The organism is Methylobacterium sp. 285MFTsu5.1, assembly GCF_000383455.1.
In the GTDB taxonomy this organism is placed as follows: Bacteria; Pseudomonadota; Alphaproteobacteria; order Rhizobiales; family Beijerinckiaceae; genus Methylobacterium.
This window is the reverse complement of sequence record NZ_KB911273.1, coordinates 1-17,567: the sequence shown is the minus strand read 5'-3', so window position 1 is coordinate 17,567 and position 17,567 is coordinate 1. Positions and strand designations below refer to the sequence as shown.

Sequence of the window (17,567 nt, the reverse complement as noted above, 5' to 3'; positions counted from 1 at the left end):
CCGCTACCGCGCGCGCGGCCGCAGGCCGACCGCCAGGAAGCGCTCGATCATCGCGTTGACCTGCTCGGCCACTTCGATCGTGTTGAAGTGGCCCGCCAGCAGCGTCTGGGCGGTGACGAGCTGCGGGCAGAGCTCCCGCAGCCGGTCGAGGTCGCGGGCCGCCGCCACGAGCGGCACGTCCGCCGAGATGTAGGCCATCGGGACCCGGCAGGCGCGCGCGGCCGGGACGGGATCGTGGGCCAGCACCATGTCGCGCAGCGCCGCGTGGGCCACGTGCTGCGGTGTCCGCTGGCAGGGGCCGAGGATGAAGGTCTCGAAGATCGCCTTCCGCCGGGCCGGGTGGTCGTAGGCGCCGCCGATCGCCCAGGCCATCTCCCGCACGACGGACCGGTAATCCGGGCCGCCGACGCCCGCCAGCAGCCCCTCGATCGCGGCGCCGCCCGCCGCGTCCGCAGACGGCAGGACGATCGAGTCGATCATGACGAGGCCGGCGGCGAGGTCGGGATGGCGGCCGCACAGCTCCAGCGCCACCGCGCCGCCGAAGCTGTGGCCGATCACGATCGGCTTCACGAGGCCCAGCGTCCGGCTCTGCCACGCGACGTCCTCGGCGAAGCCCGCGACCGTGTAGTCGCGCTCCGGCGCGTCGCTGGCGCCGTGACCGCGCAGGTCGACCGCCACGACGCGGCGCGTCCGCGAGAAGTGCCGGATCTGCGGCGTGAAGATGCCGTGGTCCCCGGTCCAGCCGTTGATGAGCAGCAGCGGCTGCCCCTCGGGGGTGAGCGGCCCGGCCTCGATATGGGCGAGCCGGCCGCCGTCGCGCGTCAGGTGGAGGGGCTGCCAGGGGGGCGGATCGAAGAGCATGCGGGTTCTCCGTAGGGTCGGGAGGGGGCGCGGGGCGCCGGCCGGGCGAGACCCGCGTGGGCGGCGGCGGCCGCGAGGCTGCAGCCGAGCATCACGGCGGCCATCGACAGGGCGGACCGGCCGTCGAAGAACCGGGCGACGAGGTCGCTGGCGACGGCCGCCGCGAGCATCTGCAGGAAGACCGCGACGGCGCTGGCCGCGCCCGCGGCCGTCGGGTCGCGCTCCGTCGCACCGTGCACGGCGTTGGGCGAGACGAGGCCGAAGGCCAGGGCCACGCCGACCATCGCGGCGACCACCGGCGCGGCCGCGGGCGGTCGGGCGAGCGCCGCGACGAGGAGCAGGGAAGCCGCGCCGGTCGCCAGAACGAGGCCGGCGGCGATCACCCGCGGCGGGGGGACGCCCCGGGCCGCGAGCCGCCCGTTCAGGAAGGCGCCGACCATCACCGACAGGGAACTCGCCCCGAAGACCAGGCCGTAGGCCAGCGGACTGAGCCCGAGGGCGTCGATGAACACCAGCGCCGAGCCGGTGATGTAGGCGAAGACCGCCCCGGCCGCCGCGGCGTTGCACAGGGCGTGGCCGAGGAAGACCCGGCTCGCCAGGATCCGCCCGTAGCCGCGCAGGATCCCCGAGGCCGGCCCGGGGCCCGCGGCCCGCTGCAGGGGCTCGTCGATGTGCCGGATCGCCACCAGGGCCGCCAGGGCGGCGGCGACCGGCGCGGCGTGGATCAGGCGCCAGCCGCCGAGATCCATCAGCCCGGCACCGATGGTCGGGGCCATCATCGGCACCACGTTGATGGTGAGGACGACGAAGGACACCCGGGCGCGCGCGGCCTCGCCCTCGAACAGGTCGCGCACCATCGCGAGGACCGCCATGCCGGGGCCCGCCGCGCCGATCCCCTGGAGGATCCGGAACAGCAGGAAGTCCGGCAGCGTCCGCGCCGCGCCGCAGCCGAGGCTGCCCACGACGAGGAGGAGGCAGCCGCAGACGATGGCCGGCTTGCGGCCCAGCCGGTCCGAGACCGGGCCGTAGACCAGCAGCGCGCCGCCGAAACCGAGCAGGTAGATGCCCATGGCCGCGCCCATCGCGGTGGCCGGGACGTGCAGCGCGGTCGCCGTGTCCGACAGGCTCGGCAGGATCATGTCGATCCCGAAGGTCGGGAGCGCCGCCAGCAGCCCGAGGAGCGCCGAGAAGGCGGCCGAGCCGGGGCGGATGCGGGGCCGCGCCAGCGCGGGCGCGCGGATCAGGCCCAAAGCCGGTCTCCGCCCCGGGCGCCGCCCCGGTCCGCGGAGGCCCGGCGCGCCGCCACCATCGCGTCGATCTCGCGGACGAGGCCGCCCGCGTCGAGATCCGCCCGCACGGCCGCCCCGAGAACTGCGGCGGCCCTGCGGAAGCCCGGCTCCGCCAGGAGCCGGCGCGCCGCCGCGGCGATCTCGGCCTCGCCCGCGTCGGCGGGCAGGCGCAGGCCGGCGCCGCGCAGGGCGACGCGGGCGGCGTTGTCGGCCTGGTCGCGGGCCAGGGGGATCACCAGCAGCGGCACGCCGTGCAGCAGGGCGCGGCTGACCGTGCCGTGACCGCCCTGGCACACCACCAGGTCGGCCTGCGCCATGAGGGCGTCGTGGGAGGCGGCCGCCACGACCCGGACGGCGGCGGGGGCGGCCAGGTCCGCGGGCCCGACATTCGGGCCGGTCGTCACGATGGTCTCGGCCTCGACCGCGCCGACGGCGCGCGCGACGCGCCGCTGCAGGTCGGTCTGGTTCTGGGCGCCGGTGCTGCCGGCGACGAGGATCCGCCGCCGTCCCGTACCGGACCACGCGTGCCCCGTCCCGCGGGACCAGCTCGGCTCGTCGAGCAGCGGGCCGATGTAGCGGTAATTGGCGGGCAGCGCCTGCGTGTCGAAGTCGAAGGCCCGGCTGACGGCCAGCAGGACGCGGTCGGCTTGATCGAAATGGGCGAAGGCGCTGGCGACCGGCGGCAGCCCGAAGGCGCGCCGCGCGGCGTTGAGCGCCGGCCGGCCCCGCTCCATCGCCGACACGATGGCGGCCGTCGCCGCGTCCACCGCGTCCCGCTCCGCCTCGGTCCGCGGCGGCGTCAGGCCGCTCGCGGCGGGCGGAATGCCGGGGAGCGGGCGGATGCTGATATGCGGCGACAGGACCGCGTGCGGCAGGTCGGCCGCCTCGGCCGCCAGGGCGCAGCCGGGCAGGAGGTCGAGACTCAGGACGGCATCGGTCGGGAGGCGGCGGATCTCGTCGAGCGTGTCGGCCGCGTAGGCGCCGGCCGGGGAGAACATCGTCTGCCGCAGCCAATCCGCGAGATCCGAGAAATCGGCCGGGTCGGCGTCGAGGCCGGTCGGGGCGCGGCGCCAGCCGACGAACGGGAAGCCCGCCGCCTCGACCTCCCCGCACATCGCCGGGTCGGCCATGACGCGCGGGCGGTGCCCCGCCCGGCGCAGCTGCCGGGCCGCCGTGAGCACGGGGCTGAGATTGCCGGTGGTGCCCCACGAGATGCAGAGGACGTTGAGCGACATGATCTGAATGTCCCGAGATGATCGCGCGCGGAGGCGCGCGGAGGCCGCGAATCGGCTGACCTCCCTGGAGCGATCTGAAAGACGACGTGGAGCTCTCGACGGCAGGAGCGTCAGGTTCGGTGCCGATTTCTGCTGCTGATATCGCGCAGGAAATCGACGTAGTCCGGGTGGATACTGTGAATGCACCCGCCGAATGCGAAGCTGACCACCAGCGCGTCGAGCAGCCATCGTCCGTGGCGGGCGAGCGCCGGTCGCGGCGCGGCGATCGGGGACGAAGCCGGGCCGCCGCGCTCCCGCGCCGGGCGTCCCGACGGCCCGGGAAGACCAGCGGCGGGCTTCCGACAGTCGGGCTCGGACTTGCAGAGAATTCGGTGAAGGTGCGGACCGATATCCGGGATCGCGGCGTCAGTCATGATCACCTCTCTATTGTGAGAGCACGATCCTGGTTTCCGCGGGTTACATCCCGGTGTCTCAACAAGATGATCTCGGTTACAGCCGTAACGGTGGCGTTTTCGTTTGTTCGATACGGTACGTGCCGGGACGAATGCTCGCGCTGTGCTGTCACGCACAATATGAAGCGCGCAATCTTTTAGGGGGCGTGATATCAACTCAGCCGTGTAAGGCCCGATGACCGGACGCGCCCAGATTGGCCGCCGGGGCGGGCCGGCGACGGACGCGAAGGACATCCGGGTGGCGCTATCAGCCCAACCGGACGCTCCTCCCGCTCCCCGAACCGGCGCGTCGAGATCGTGCCGTCGCGGCGGGCCGCCGCGAACCGGAGGTGGCCATGATCGAATCCAGTCTGGACCGGAGTCAGGGTCGGAGCGCGCGCGCCGGCACGACCCGCATCCTCCTCGTCGAGGACGACGCGGGTATGCAGCGCATCGTCTCGGACCACTTCGCCGACCACGACGTCGCCGTGACGGCGGCGACCGACCGGGTGGAGGCGGAGAAGCGGCTCGCGGAGGCCGAATTCGACCTCGTCGTGCTGGACCTGCGGCTGGGCTCGGAGAACGGGCTCGACCTGCTGCGCGACCTGCGGGCCCGGAGCGACCTGCCGGTGATCATCACCACCGGCCATCGCCGGGACGAGATCGACCGGGTGATCGGCCTCGAGCTCGGCGCCGACGATTACCTCGTGAAGCCATACGGGCTGCGCGAGCTGCTCGCGCGGGTCAGGGTCATCCTGCGCCGGGCCGAGGTGGCGCCCGCCCCGGCGCGGGTCCAGGAGTCCCACCGCAGCCGCTTCGAAGGCTGGGTGCTCGACCGGCGTCGCCGGCGCCTCACCAATCCCGAAGGCGCGGATGTCGCGCTCAGCAAGGGCGAGTACGCCCTGCTGGTGGCCTTCCTCGACGCGCCCCAGCGCCCGCTCAGCCGCGAGCAGCTCCTGCAGGCCACGCGCGTCCACGAGGACGTGTTCGATCGCAGCATCGACGTCCAGATCCTGCGGCTGCGCCGCAAGCTGGAGGTGGATCCGAGCGCGCCGCGCCTGATCGTCACCGAGCGCGGCGTCGGCTACGTCCTCGCCGCGACCGTCGAGAAGCTGTAGCCGTGACCCGGTTCCGGGCCGGCCGATGGCGCGTCGCGGTCGCGGCGCTCCTCGGCAGCGCCGCGGCGCTCCTCGCCGCGGCCGCCCACGAGAGGCCAGCCGGCCACGACAGGCCGGTCGACACCGCGCTCTCCGCCGAGGCGGCGGACGCGCTGGGGGTGATCACCCCGGTGCCGGACACCCTGGAGGCGGACCCGGCCCGGGCCACGATCGGCCGCCTGCTCTTCAACGACACGCGGCTGTCACGCGGGGGCGACCGGGCCTGCATCACCTGCCACGACATCCGCACCAGCGGCGCGAGCGCGATACCCCGGAACCTGACCGCCGACGGAACGCCGGTTCCGCGCAACACGCCGACGGCCTTCAACGCGGCGCTCAGCTTCCGGCTGGGCTGGGCCGGCGACATCCCGAGCCTGCGCGAGCAGGCCGAGCTCGCCCTGACGCGGCCCGAGTTCCTGGGCGGTTCCTGGCCCCGGATCCTCGACACGGTGCGCGGCGACCCGGTGCTCGCCCCGATGTTCCAGGCCGCCTACGGGCGCGCGGCCGACCGGGAGACGGTGATCGACGCGATCAACAGCTTCGAGCGCACGCTCCTCACACCCGACAGCCGCTTCGACCGCTGGCTGCGCGGCGACGCCCACGCCATCACCGGCGCGGAGCAGGCGGGCTACGACCTGTTCCGCCGGATCGGCTGCGCGTCCTGCCACCAGGGCGTCAATGTCGGCGGCAACCTGTTCGAGAAGGTCGGCATCTTCGTCACGATCCCCAACAAGGTGGCCGAGGTGCTGCGGGTACCCAGCCTGCGCAACGTCGCGGTCACGGCGCCCTACTTCGACGACGGCGGGATCGCCACGCTCCCCGAGGCGGTGCGGCTCATGGCGCGGGCGCAGCTCGGCCGGGAACTCACCCCCGCGCAGATCGACGGGATCGTCGCCTTCCTCGGGACCCTGACCGGCACCTACGAGGGCCGGCCCCTGACAGCGCCGCCAGCGCCCGGCGCAGCCTCTCAGGACGGCAAGCCGCAGCTATGAGACTGACCCTGCAGGCCGTCACGCTCGGCGCGCTGCTCGCGGCGCTGCTGACGTGGCTGCTGATCAACGGCAACGGCGGGATGGAGGCCGCCTACCTGGCGACCCAGCGGACGGTCGATGCCCTGGCTCTGGCCGAGTCGCGCATGCAGCACGACGTGCTGCGGGCCCGGACCGGCCTGCTGCGCAACTACGACCCGATCGTCGCGCACCTGCGCGAGATGCAGAAGGCCGGGGCCGACCTGCAGGCGAGCAATGCCGGGGATCCCGACGTCCGGGCGCTGGCCGAAGCGGTGGATCGGGAGGCCGCGATGGTCGAACGGTTCAAGACCGGCAACGCCCTGGTGCAGAACTCGATCGCCTATTTCGACTCGCTCAGCGACCGGCTGTCCGAGTCGGACATCGCCCCCGGCCTCGCGCGCGCGGTGGCCGCGCTCCAGATCCGCATCTCGGAACTCGTGCGCGACTCGACGCCCGCGCGCCTCGCCGACATCCGCACCCGTCTCGAGACGTTGCACGAAGCCGACGGGGCGGCCGCCCGGGCCGGCGACGTCGACGCCATCGTCCTGCACGGGCGCCAGCTCTTGGAATTGCTGCCGCACGTCGACGCGGTCACGCGCTCGCTGCCGGCCTCGTCGAGCGAGGCGGCCCGCGAAGCGCTCCTGGAATCCCGGCGAAGCCTCCGCGACCGGCGCCAGGCCCGGGCGGACGGATTCCGCCTCGCGCTCTACGCCGTCGCCCTCGCGCTGCTCGCCCTCGTGGTCCGCGTGGGGGTGCTGATGCGTGCCGGGACCCGGATCCTGCGCCGGACCGTGGATTTCCAGACCGTCGTGGCGCAGGCGGCCAACCGCTTCCTGGCGATCCAGCCCGACGAGACCGACACGCGCATCGTGGACGTCCTCGCCATGGTGGGCGAAGGGCTCGACACGGATCACGGCTACGTTCTCATGCTCGACGGCACCGGCGCGGTGCATCTCTGGAACCGGCCCGGCCTCGCGCCGCCGAGCGGCTGGCCGGCGGCGCAGCAGACCCTCGTTCACGACGTCGCGGCCGCCGCCAGCGACCTCATCTTCGTCGAGGTGGCGGACGAGACCGGGCCGCCGGCCCTGCGCCGCTCCCTGGCCGAGCGCGGCGTCGTCTCGTGGGCCTGCGCGCGGCTGCGCCGGGGCGATCGGATCGTCGGCCTGCTCTGCTTCGAGCGCACCACCTCCGGCCTGCCGCCCTGGCTGCGGCACTCGCGCGGCCTGCTGCAGGTCGTCGCCGACAGCTTCGCGGCCGCCCTGGAGCGACAGCACGTCTGGGCCGAGCGCCGGGAGATCGAGGCGGCGCTGCGCCGCGCCCAGCGGCTCGAGGCCATCGGGACCTTCGCCAGCGGGGTCGCCCACAACATCAACAACGTCCTCAACGTCATGCTGGGCCACGCCGAGATCGCCGGGGACGCCCTGCCGGCCCATCCGGGGCGGGCGGCCGAGCATATCGGGCTGCTGGTCCAGGCCGGCGGCCGCGCGCGCGAGATCGCCGGCCAGATCCTCGATTTCGGCCGCCCCGCGCGCTCCGCGCAGTGCACCAGCGCGGCGGACGCGGTGGTCCACGAGACCGTGGCGCAGATCCGGGCCTCCACGGCCGGACCCGCCACGATCGCGCTCTCGGGCACCGCGGCGGGCGCCCGCGTCGGCGGCGAGCCGGCACAGCTGCAGCAGGTCGTCCACAACCTGATCCGCAACGCCGTCCAAGCCTCCGCGCCGGGCGCGGCCGTCGACGTGCAGCTCGACCACGTCGCCCTGCCGCGGTCGAGCGCCCTGACCCACGGCACCCTGCGGCCCGGCGCCTACGTCCGGATCCGCGTGTCCGACACCGGCCGCGGCATGGACGAGGCCACGCTCGCGCGGATCTTCGAGCCGTTCTTCACCACCCGACCGGCCGGGACCGGCCTCGGGCTCGCCACCGCCTTCGAGTTCGTTCAGGAGCACGACGGCGCCTTCGACGTGCGCAGCGCGCCGGGCAGCGGCAGCACCTTCGCGGTGTGGCTGCCCGTGATCCCGCAGGCCGCGGACGGCGCGGCGGCCGGCGGGACCGTGATGCTGGTCGGGCGCACGCGCCGGTCGGTCCAGGACGACGAGGAGACGCTGGCGGCGCTGGGCTACGAGCCGGTCGGCTACGCGGATCCCGAGGCGGCCCTGGCCGTCCTGCGGCGGGAGCCGGGACGGTTCGATCTGCTGATCGTCGACAACCGTCTCGCCGATCTCTCTGGCCTCGCCTTCGCGCACCGCGCCGCGCGGATCTCCGGGCGGCCGATCGTGCTCTCGCTGTCGGCGACCGACGCGGTGCAGCCGGAGCGCCTCGCGGCGGTTCCCGTCGCCGACATCGTCCGGCGGCCGTGGCGCTCGAACGCCCTGGCGGTGACCCTGCGGCGCCATCTCGCCTCCGCCGACCCGGCGCGTCGCCCGGCCGCCGTCTCCTGAGGGCACCGGCGGCATCAGGATCCTGCGATCCGGCCACGCGGGTGCTATCCCGGCTTTGACAAGCTCGGCGTCACGTGGGACCGGTCTGGCATGACGGGCGGCCAGATGCGCGATGCCGCCTCGACGATCGAACGGGCCGGGTCGAGTCTCGCCGAGACCCCGTCGCGCGAGGAACCCCGATGCCCGTCGAAGCCGCGTCAGGACGCCATGCACGGGAGATCTGACGCCCCGATCTGCGACCCGGCCTTCCTCGCCGACGGCGGCGCGATGGCCGTGCTCCTGCGCGCGCACGACTGGGACAGCACGCCCCTCGGCGCGCTGTTCGCCTGGCCCGAATCGCTGACGACCCTCGTCGGGGTCATGTTCGGCGCGAACCGGCCGACGTTCATCCTCTGGGGCCCCGAGCGGCGGCTCCTGTACAACGATCTCTACGCGGAGATCCTCGGCGACCGGCATCCCGCGGCCCTCGGCCGGGACTGTCTCGCGGTCTGGGGCGGGGTCGGTGCCGATCTCGCGTCCCTCGTGGACAGGGCCTATGCTGGCCGGCCGGTCCACACGGCGGAGGGCGAGCCCCTCCTCCACGGCGACGGCGGTGCCGACGCGGCGCGCTTCGCGCTCTCCCTGGTGCCGGTCCGGGACACGGCGGGGCGCGTCACCGGCCTCGTCGGGACCTGCACGGCGATCGCCGGTCAGGCGGCCGCCGCCAGCCGTCCGCGCGAGACGGAGGCGTCGCGCCGGGACAACGAGGAGCGGCAATCCTTCCTGCTCGATCTCAGCGACACGCTCCGTCCGCTGACCGCGTCGGCGGAGATCGTCGCGGTGGCCTCGCGGCGCCTCGGCGAGCGCGTCGGCGCGAGCCGCGTCTTCTACGCCGAGATCGCCGGCAGCCTGATGAAGGTCGAGCGGGAATACGTCCGGGGCGTCGGCTCGATCGTCGGGGAGCATTCCCTGGCGGCGTTCGGCCCCGACCTGCTGGCCGCCTACCGCGACGGGACGGTGGTCGCGGTCGAGGACGTGGCCGCCGATCCCCGCTTCAGCGAGGCGGCGCGCGCCGGCCTCGGATCCCGCGAGGTCGCGGCCTTCGTCGACGTCGTGCTGTTCCGCGGCGCGGAGTGGGTGAGCCTGCTCGCGGTGCAGAGCGCGGTGCCGCGCGCTTGGACCACCGCCGAGGGGAACCTGATCCGCGACGTCGGCGAGCGCGTCAAGGCGGCGATCGAGCGCGCCCGCGCGGAGGCGGCCCTGCGCAAGAGCGAGGAGCACTTGGCGGCGATCTTCGCCGGCGCCTCGGTCGGCCTGTCCGAGGTGGATGCCGCGGGGCGCTTCCTGCGGGTCAACACCGAGCTGTGCCGGATCCTCGGGCGCCCGGCCGAGGCGCTGCTGCGGCTCGGCGTCGCCGACGTGACCGATCCCGCGGACCGGGCGCCGAGCGCGGCCGCGCTGGCGCGGGCCCTCGAGACCGACCGCGACGTCACCCTCGACAAGCGCTATCTCCGCCCCGACGGCAGCGCGATCTGGGCCAGCAGCAGCATCCGGCGCCTCGACGACGCGGACGGCAGACTCAAGAGCCTGCTGATCGTCACGGCCGATCTCAGCCGGCGCAAGGAGGCCGAGACGCGGCTTGCCGAGAGCGAGCGCCGCCTCCAGGACCTGAACGAGACGCTGGAGCTGCAGGTCTCCGAGCGCACCGCGGAGCGCAATCTCTTCGCCACGATCGTCGAGAGAACCGACATCATGGTGATGGCGGCCGATCTCGACTACAACATCCTGGCGATCAACAAGGCGAATGCGGACGAGTTCGCGCGCATCTACGGCGTGAGGCCGAAGGTGGGCGACAACATGCTCGACCTGCTGGCCGACCAGCCCGAGCATCAGGCGCAGGTGCGGGCGGGGTGGGGGCGCGGGCTCGCCGGCGAGGAGATCACCCTGGTCGAGGAGTTCGGCGACGCGGAGCGGGCGCGCCCCTACTACGAGATCAGCTTCCGCACCCTGCGCGACGCGCGGGGCGAGCGCACGGGCTGCTACCAGTTCGTCATGGACGTCACCGAGCGGCTGCGCGGCCAGGCCGAGCTGGCCCAGGCGCAGGAGGCGCTGCGCCAGTCGCAGAAGCTGGAGGCGGTGGGCCAGCTCACCGGCGGCGTCGCGCACGACTTCAACAACCTGCTGACCATCATCCGCTCGTCCGTCGACTTCCTGCGCCGGCCCGATTTGCCGGAGGTCCGCAAGCGCCGCTACCTCGACGCGGTCTCCGAGACCGTGGAGCGGGCCGCGAAGCTCACCGGCCAGCTGCTGGCCTTCGCCCGCCGGCAGGCCCTCAAGCCCGAGGTGTTCGAGGTCGGCCAGAGGGTGCGGGCGATCGCCGACATGCTCGACACCCTGACAGGCGCGCGGGTGCACGTCGTGACCGAGGTGCCGGAGGCGACCTGTCTGATCCGGGCGGATGTGAGCCAGTTCGAGACCGCGCTCGTCAACATGGCGGTCAACGCCCGCGACGCCATGGACGGGGAAGGCACGCTGACCCTGCGCGTGACCTGCGGCGCGGCCCTGCCGGCCATCCGCGGCCATGCCGGGTCCCGGAAGCCCTTCGCGGCCGTGTCGCTGATCGACACCGGCACGGGCATCCCGCCCGAGCGGATCGGCCGGATCTTCGAGCCGTTCTTCACCACCAAGGAGGTCGGCAAGGGGACCGGCCTCGGCCTGTCCCAGGTGTTCGGCTTCGCCAAGCAGTCGGGCGGCGACGTCGACGTGCGCAGCACCCTCGCTGCGGGCACCGCGTTCACCCTCTACCTGCCGGAGGTGGCGTCCGAGGAGCGGCCGGCCGATGACCGCCTGCAAGATGCCGACCTCGCGCCGCTCGGGAGCGGGCAGCGTGTCCTAGTCGTGGAGGACAATGTCGGCGTCGGGCAGTTCGCGACGCAGATCCTGGAGGATCTGGGCTACCGGCCGACCTGGGCGGCCAACGCCGAGGAGGCGCTGGAGGAGCTCGGCCGGGCGGAGAACCGCTTCGACCTGGTCTTCTCGGACGTGGTGATGCCGGGCATGGGCGGCGTCGCGCTCGCGCAGGAGCTCCGGCGGCGCGCGCCGCAGGTACCCGTGGTGCTGACATCGGGTTACAGCCACGTTCTCGCGCAGTCGGACGCCCACGACTTCACGCTGCTCCACAAGCCGTACTCGGCCGAGCAGCTCGGCCGCATCCTGCATCGGGCCCTGGATCCGCGCCGGAAGGCCGGCGCGCTCGCGGATCCGTCCTGAGCCCGGGCTCCCGCGTCGGGATCCCGGACCTCCGGGCCGGGGCCTGCGCGGTTCGCCGCCGCCCTCAGCCAGCTCTCAGCTCGCCCTCAGCCCGCCCTCAGCTCGCCTTGGCCCACGCCACCGCGTCGGCACCGGCGGGCAGACGCATGGGGCACGATGGGTCGGTCGCCGCGCGCCACACCGCCTCCGCCACGTCCGAGGACCGGGTCAGGTCCCCGTCCGCCTGCTGGATGCCGGCGAAGACCTTCGCGGCCACCGCCGCGTAGGCTTCGGGGATGTCCATGCCCATGCGGGCGCGCGCGTTGGCGCCGAACGCGGTCTCCGGGGACCGTCCGGGAATGACCAGCCGGGCGCGGATGCCGAACGGTTCGAGTTCCAGCGCCAGGGACTCGGTGAAGGCGTTCACCGCCGCCTTGCTCGCCGTGTAGACGGACAGCAGGTGCAGCGGGCGCTGCGTCACGCTCGACGTCACGTTGACGACGACGCCCGCGCGGCGCGCCCGGAACTGCGGCAGCACCGCTCGGGTCATCGCGATGGTGCCGAGGGTGTTGGTCTCGAACACCTCCCGCGCGGCGTCCATCGAGACGCCCTCCAGCGCGTTCAGGAGCCCGACGCCGGCGTTGTTGACCAGCGCGTCGACCGGTCCGGCCGCCGCGACCGCGCGGTCGATGCTGTCGTGGTCGGTCACGTCGAGCGGCAGGATGCTCAGACGATCGGAGGGCGCGAGCAGGTCGCTCCGCGGCCCGCGCATCGTGGCGACCACGCGCCAGCCCCGTTCGAGGAAGGTGCGGGCCGTCTCCAGGCCGAAGCCGGACGAGCAGCCGGTGATCAGGATCGTGTTCATGGGAACTCCCGTGCAGAAGCGGCAACGGGGTGATAGGGAGCGCGGGCCGGACCTGATACGTGCGCAAGTCCGTTTCGCATTGGCGAGCGTCCGAGAATGCCCGATCCGCTCACCCAGGTGGTCGGCCTCCTCCGGCCGAGCGCCCCGCTGTCCAAGCTCGTCACCGGCTGCGGTCACTGGGCGGTGCGGCGCACGGATTCCGGGCTTCCGTTCTACGCCGCCGTGCTCGAGGGCGGGTGCCGCCTCGCGATCGACGGCGAGGCCGGGATCGTGCTCGGAGAGGGCGACTTCGTCCTCATCCCCGCGGCCCACGCGTTCACCACCACCAGCCTCGAGCCGCCGCCCCCGCGGCGCGCAGCGCAGCGTCCCGTCGCTGTGAGCCCCGGCGTGTTCCGGCTCGGCGACGCCGAGGGGCCGCCGAATGTCCGGATGCTCGTGGGCCACTGCGTCTTCGCGTCGAGCGACGCGGATCTGCTCGTCTCGCTGCTGCCCCGGTATGTCCATGTGCGCGGCGCCGCCCGGCTGACCACTCTGCTCGGCCTCGTGAACGAGGAGACCCGCGCCGACCGGCCGGGCCGCGACGTGGTCCTGGCGCGCCTGCTGGAGGTCGTGCTGATCGAGGCGCTCCGCGCCACCGCCGGGCCGGCGGCGCCCTCGGGACTGCTGCGCGGCCTCGCCGACGACCGGCTCGCCGCCGCGCTGCGGCGGATGCACGACCGGCCGACGGCGAGCTGGACGGTGGCCGCGCTCGCGCGCGAGGCGGGCCTCTCCCGGTCCACGTTCTTCGAGCGGTTCCGCCGCGCGGTCGGGGTCGCCCCGATGGAGTACCTGCTGGCGTGGCGGATGGCGCTGGCGAAGGATCTGCTGAGCCGCGAGGCGGTCGGGATGGCCGAGGTGGCCGCGCGGGTGGGCTACAGCTCGGCGAGCACGTTCAGCGTCGCCTTCGCCCGGCACGTCGGCCGGCCGCCGGTCCGGTACGCCCGCGAGCGGCCGGTGCCGTGATCCGGGCCGGCTGGCCGTCGTGCCCCCGACACGGCGAGGCGGCTTCCTTCCGGTCCGGCACCGGCATCGACGGGGACAGCCGGCCCTTCGCCCCGAGGCCGGGTTCGGGTACGAGACCGAAATCGCGCTCGACCCCGTCACCCGCCGCGGCGCGACCGACGCGCCACGGCCCCTCGCGCAGGAGAACGTCCTGATCACCGATCCGCAGGCCCTCCGCGCGCAGGCCGGTGCCCGTGCGAGCCGCCGCCAGGACCGCGCCGCTCGATGGTCGCCGGCATTCCGCGCGATCGCCGGCGGTGTCCGAGCCGACATCGGCGCTCCCCCGCGGGGCACCCTCGGCACGGTGGCGCGCTCCTGATGGTCGCATCGTCCTGGGCGCCCGCCGCCGCGCCCGGCGGTCCGGCGGCATCGCGGCGCGTCGGCTCCATCGACGCCCTGCGCGGGCTGGTGATGCTGCTGATGCTCGTCGACCACGTGCGGGAGTTCTTCTACCTTCACGCGCAGGTCCGCGACCCGATGGACCTCGCCGCGACGCCGCCCGACCTGGTCCTGACACGGGCTGCCTCGCACCTCTGCGCGCCGGTCTTCGTCCTGCTCACCGGCCTCTCGGCGTGCCTCTACGGGCAGAGGCACGGCGCGCGGGCGACCGCCGCCTTCCTGCTCAAGCGCGGTCTGCTGCTGATCCTGCTGGAAGTGACGCTCGTCAACTTCGCCTGGGCCGGCAGCGTCCGGCCGCCGATCCTGTACCTGCAGGTGATCTGGGTGATCGGTCTCTGCATGGTGGCGCTGGCCGGCCTGCTCTGGCTGCCGCGGGCCGCCCTCATGGCCGGGGCCCTGGCGCTCATGCTCGGCCACAACCTGCTGGACGGGGTCGCGATCCGGGCGGACGAGCCCGGCTACGTGCTCTGGTCGATCCTGCACCAGCGCGGGATGATCGCGCTGCCCTGGGGCGGGCTGGCGCGGACCTCGTACCCGCTCCTGCCCTGGATCGGCGTGATCGCGGCCGGCTACGCCCTGGGGCCGCTCTTCGCCGGCGGTGTCGACGCCGCGCGCCGACGCGCGGGGCTCCTCGGGCTGGGGGCGGCCGCCCTGGTCGGCTTCCTCGTCCTGCGCGGGCTCAACGGCTACGGCGAGCCGGTGCCGTGGCAGGCGGGGGCCACGCCGCTCGCCACGGTGCTGTCCTTCGTCAACCTGACCAAGTACCCGCCCTCGGCCGACTTCCTGCTGCTGACCCTCGGCCTCGGTCTCGGCCTGCTGGCGCTGTTCGAGGTGATGCCGCAGCGGCTCCTCGGCGGCCTGCGCGTCTTCGGCGGCGCGCCGCTGTTCTTCTACCTGCTCCACCTCGCGCTGCTGCGCGTCCTCTACGACGGCGCGGTGGCGCTGGGCCTCGCCGGGGCGTCGGGACGGGTGGAGGCCGGCTCGCCCCTCGCGCTCTGGCTCGTCGCGGCCGCCGTGAGCGTTCCCCTCTGGCTGGCGTGCCGCGCCATGGTGCGCCTGAAGCGGGCCTCGACATCGCCGGTCCTGAGCTACCTCTGACGGCGGCCCCCCGGCCGCCGACATCCGCCGCTGCCCCGTGTGGGAGCGGCCACGACCGGGCCGCCCCCGCGGTCCCGCGTCACGACAGGTCCGCCCCGTCGCGGTCGTGCTGATGGCGCAGCTCGGGGGTCCCCTTCACCGGCCCGACGGTGACCTCCGCGTCGCTCCGGCTCTCCGCGCGCGCCGTATCGATGAAGACGCGCGCCTCGCCTTCGCGCACGCCGAGACTGCGCAGCGCGTAGAAGGACATGCCGAGGGCCAGCTCCCGCTCGCCCATCAGCACGAGGCCGACGCCGTCCTCCTCGAGATGCCGACGTTCCGCCTCGCTGTGCGTGCGGACCACGGTGTCGATCCCCGGGGTGGCGGCGCGCGCGGCCTCAACGAGGCGACGGGCCTGATGCGCGTCGGGCGTGGCGACGACGAGCAGGCGCGCGGTGCCGATACCGGCCGCCTCGAGGATGCCGGGCGCGGTCGCGTCGCCGAACACGGCCTGCGTGCCGGCCGCGCGCAGGGCCAGCACGCGGCGCCGGTCGCGCTCCACCACCACGTAGGGCAGGTCCCAGGTCTCCAGCGTCGCGCCGATGCTGCTGCCGACGCGCCCGAAGCCGATGATCACGACGTGGTCCCGTCGCGGCGGCTCCCCGCCCGAGATGGCGACGTCGGCCGCGCCTTTGCGCGCGAAGCGGGCGGCAAGGTCCGGCCGGTCAGCGAAGACCTGCTCGATCCGCGCTGCCAGGGCGAAGAAGAGCGGGTTCAGCGTGATCGACAGCAGGGCTCCGCCCAGGATCAGGTTGCGGCCTTCCTCGGGCAGCAGCTTCAGCGACAGGCCGAGCGATACCAGGATGAAGGAGAACTCGCCGATCTGGGCGAGGCTCGCGGCGATCGTCAGGGCCGTGCCGAGCGGGTGCCGGAAGGCCAGCACGATGGCGACGGCCGCGAGGGACTTGCCGACCATGATGACGCCGAGCACCGCCAGGACCGAGAGCGGCGCGCGCAGGAGGATCCCCGGATCGAACAGCATCCCGACCGACACGAAGAACAGGACCGCGAAGGCGTCCTGCAGCGGCAGCGAATCGGCGGCCGCCTGATGGCTGAGATCGGACTCGGCGAGCACCATCCCGGCGAAGAAGGCCCCGAGGGCGAAGGAGACCCCGAACAGCTCCGCCGAGCCGAAGGCTATGCCCAGGGCCAGGGCCAGGACCGCTAGGGTGAACAGCTCCCGCGAGCCGGTGCGCGCCGCCTGGTCGAGCAGCCAGGGCACGAAGCGGCGTCCGCCCACCAGCATCAGCCCCGCGAAGACCGCGACCTTGGCGAGCGTCAGAACGACGGTGAGCGCGAGGCTCTGCGCGTACTCCGGTCCGACGAGCTGGGCGACGAGGTCCGTGAGGGCGTGGGCCGTGCCGTGCCCGAGGCCCCGGGCCTCGCCCCCGAGCGAGGGCGCGAGGGCGGGCAGGACCACGAGGGTCAGCACCATCGCCAGATCCTCGACGATGAGCCAGCCCACCGCGATGCGGCCGTTGTCCGTGTCGAGGAGGCCGCGCTCCTCCAGCGCGCGGAGCAGGACCACCGTGCTCGCGACGGAGAGGGCGAGGCCGAAGACCAGGCCCTGCCCGAGGGTCCAGCCCCAGGCGAAGGCGAGGCCGATCCCCATGGCGGTCGCCGCCGCGATCTGCACCACCGCTCCGGGCAGGGCGATGGCGCGCACGGCCATCAGGTCCTTGAACGAGAAGTGCAGCCCGACCCCGAACATCAGCAGGATGACGCCGATCTCGGCGAGCTGGCCCGTGAGGTTGCTGTCGCCCACGAAGCCCGGCGTGTAGGGGCCGACGAGGACGCCCGCGACCAGGTACCCGACCAGCGGCGGCAGCCTGAGGCGCTGCGCGACCATCCCGCAGATGAAGGCGAGGGTCAGCCCGAGGGCGATGATGGCGATCAGTTCGGTCGCGTGCGGCACAGGGTCTTCACCTCCGGGGGGCGATGCGGATAGGGCGGAGCGAGCCTTTCCGAATGGCGGCCGCGTTTCAACGCTCTTCCGACCGAACGCCTGTGCGAACCGCCGTCGGCGATCGCCGCGTGCCCCTCGGGCGCCGCGAAACCGCCTCCCGCCGAGCCGCGATGGTCTTCCGGAGTGCTGTCCCGCGCCAGGGCGGCGGGCGCCGCCCGCGTCCTCGCGTCCCGATCGCCCATCGTGCAGGAATCCGGCGCGCGGTCGAGGGCCGAGGCGGGTCGGGGCGGGACGAACGGCCGGGACCTGGAACCCGCGGCCTCGCCGCTGCCGGAACCGGGCGCCTCGTTGGGACCCGCGCCGCGGGAGCGGTGCCGCCCGCGCGACGTGCGGCAGCCTGACCGGGATGCGCGACACCGTCACGCGGCCCGGAAGCGGGCGCGCGTCCGGCCGCAACAGGGTCGGGTATTACTCTAGGAGCCTGTCCGAGTAATTCCCTCGACGGCGGATCGGGAGGATGATTCACTCGGCTCATGGCCAAGGTGTTTCGCGCGTGGGACGTCGATC

Annotated in this window: 12 protein-coding genes; 6 read left to right on the top strand and 6 right to left on the bottom strand. The window is 73.9% G+C overall.

The features are described 5' to 3' along the window. Positions 1-3: 3 nt before the first annotated feature. From H288_RS0108665 to H288_RS35045, 4 genes are all read right to left on the bottom strand, one after another. A complete protein-coding gene (locus H288_RS0108665; protein WP_020092193.1) occupies positions 4-861 on the bottom strand; it encodes an alpha/beta hydrolase in 858 nt (285 codons plus the stop codon). Further along, entirely contained in the window at positions 822-2,111 is a 1,290-nt protein-coding gene (locus tag H288_RS0108660) for a Bcr/CflA family efflux MFS transporter (protein ID WP_020092192.1), read from the bottom strand. Before H288_RS0108660 ends, H288_RS0108665 begins: the two co-directional genes overlap by 40 nt. Next, complete coding sequence (locus tag H288_RS0108655) at positions 2,102-3,385, bottom strand: nucleotide disphospho-sugar-binding domain-containing protein (protein WP_020092191.1); 1,284 nt, start codon at positions 3,383-3,385, stop codon at positions 2,102-2,104. Before H288_RS0108655 ends, H288_RS0108660 begins: the two co-directional genes overlap by 10 nt. Positions 3,386-3,495: 110 nt before the next feature. Next, entirely contained in the window at positions 3,496-3,798 is a 303-nt protein-coding gene (locus H288_RS35045; RefSeq protein WP_146073993.1) for a hypothetical protein, read from the bottom strand. A gap of 374 nt (positions 3,799-4,172) precedes the next feature. Here H288_RS35045 and H288_RS0108650 point away from each other — a divergent pair, with 374 nt between their 5' ends. From H288_RS0108650 to H288_RS0108635, 4 genes are all read left to right on the top strand, one after another. Next, positions 4,173-4,934 carry a response regulator gene (locus tag H288_RS0108650; RefSeq protein WP_020092190.1) on the top strand — a complete coding sequence of 254 codons (762 nt, stop codon included), beginning with the start codon at positions 4,173-4,175 and terminating at the stop codon, positions 4,932-4,934. 2 nt (positions 4,935-4,936) lie between these two features. Beyond that, a complete protein-coding gene (locus H288_RS0108645; RefSeq protein ID WP_020092189.1) occupies positions 4,937-5,965 on the top strand; it encodes a cytochrome c peroxidase in 1,029 nt (342 codons plus the stop codon). After that, entirely contained in the window at positions 5,962-8,424 is a 2,463-nt protein-coding gene (locus tag H288_RS0108640; protein WP_020092188.1) for a two-component system VirA-like sensor kinase, read from the top strand. The genes H288_RS0108645 and H288_RS0108640 overlap by 4 nt, the downstream gene beginning before the upstream one ends. 207 nt (positions 8,425-8,631) lie before the next feature. After that, on the top strand, positions 8,632-11,673 hold the full coding sequence (locus H288_RS0108635; protein WP_043712368.1) for a PAS domain-containing protein: 3,042 nt from the start codon (positions 8,632-8,634) through the stop codon (positions 11,671-11,673). A gap of 97 nt (positions 11,674-11,770) precedes the next feature. Here the strand turns inward: H288_RS0108635 and H288_RS0108630 are convergent, their stop codons facing one another. Beyond that, entirely contained in the window at positions 11,771-12,517 is a 747-nt protein-coding gene (locus H288_RS0108630; RefSeq protein WP_020092186.1) for an SDR family oxidoreductase, read from the bottom strand. A gap of 96 nt (positions 12,518-12,613) precedes the next feature. Here H288_RS0108630 and H288_RS0108625 point away from each other — a divergent pair, with 96 nt between their 5' ends. Next, positions 12,614-13,519, top strand: a complete 906-nt coding sequence (locus H288_RS0108625; RefSeq protein ID WP_020092185.1) for an AraC family transcriptional regulator — start codon at positions 12,614-12,616, stop codon at positions 13,517-13,519. Between the two features lie 357 nt (positions 13,520-13,876). After that, positions 13,877-15,055, top strand: a complete 1,179-nt coding sequence (locus H288_RS0108615) for a heparan-alpha-glucosaminide N-acetyltransferase domain-containing protein (RefSeq protein ID WP_020092183.1) — start codon at positions 13,877-13,879, stop codon at positions 15,053-15,055. Between the two features lie 79 nt (positions 15,056-15,134). Here H288_RS0108615 and ybaL read toward each other — a convergent pair whose 3' ends face one another. Further along, positions 15,135-17,009 carry a YbaL family putative K(+) efflux transporter gene (gene ybaL / locus H288_RS0108610; RefSeq protein WP_020092182.1) on the bottom strand — a complete coding sequence of 625 codons (1,875 nt, stop codon included), beginning with the start codon at positions 17,007-17,009 and terminating at the stop codon, positions 15,135-15,137. Positions 17,010-17,567 lie beyond the last annotated feature (558 nt).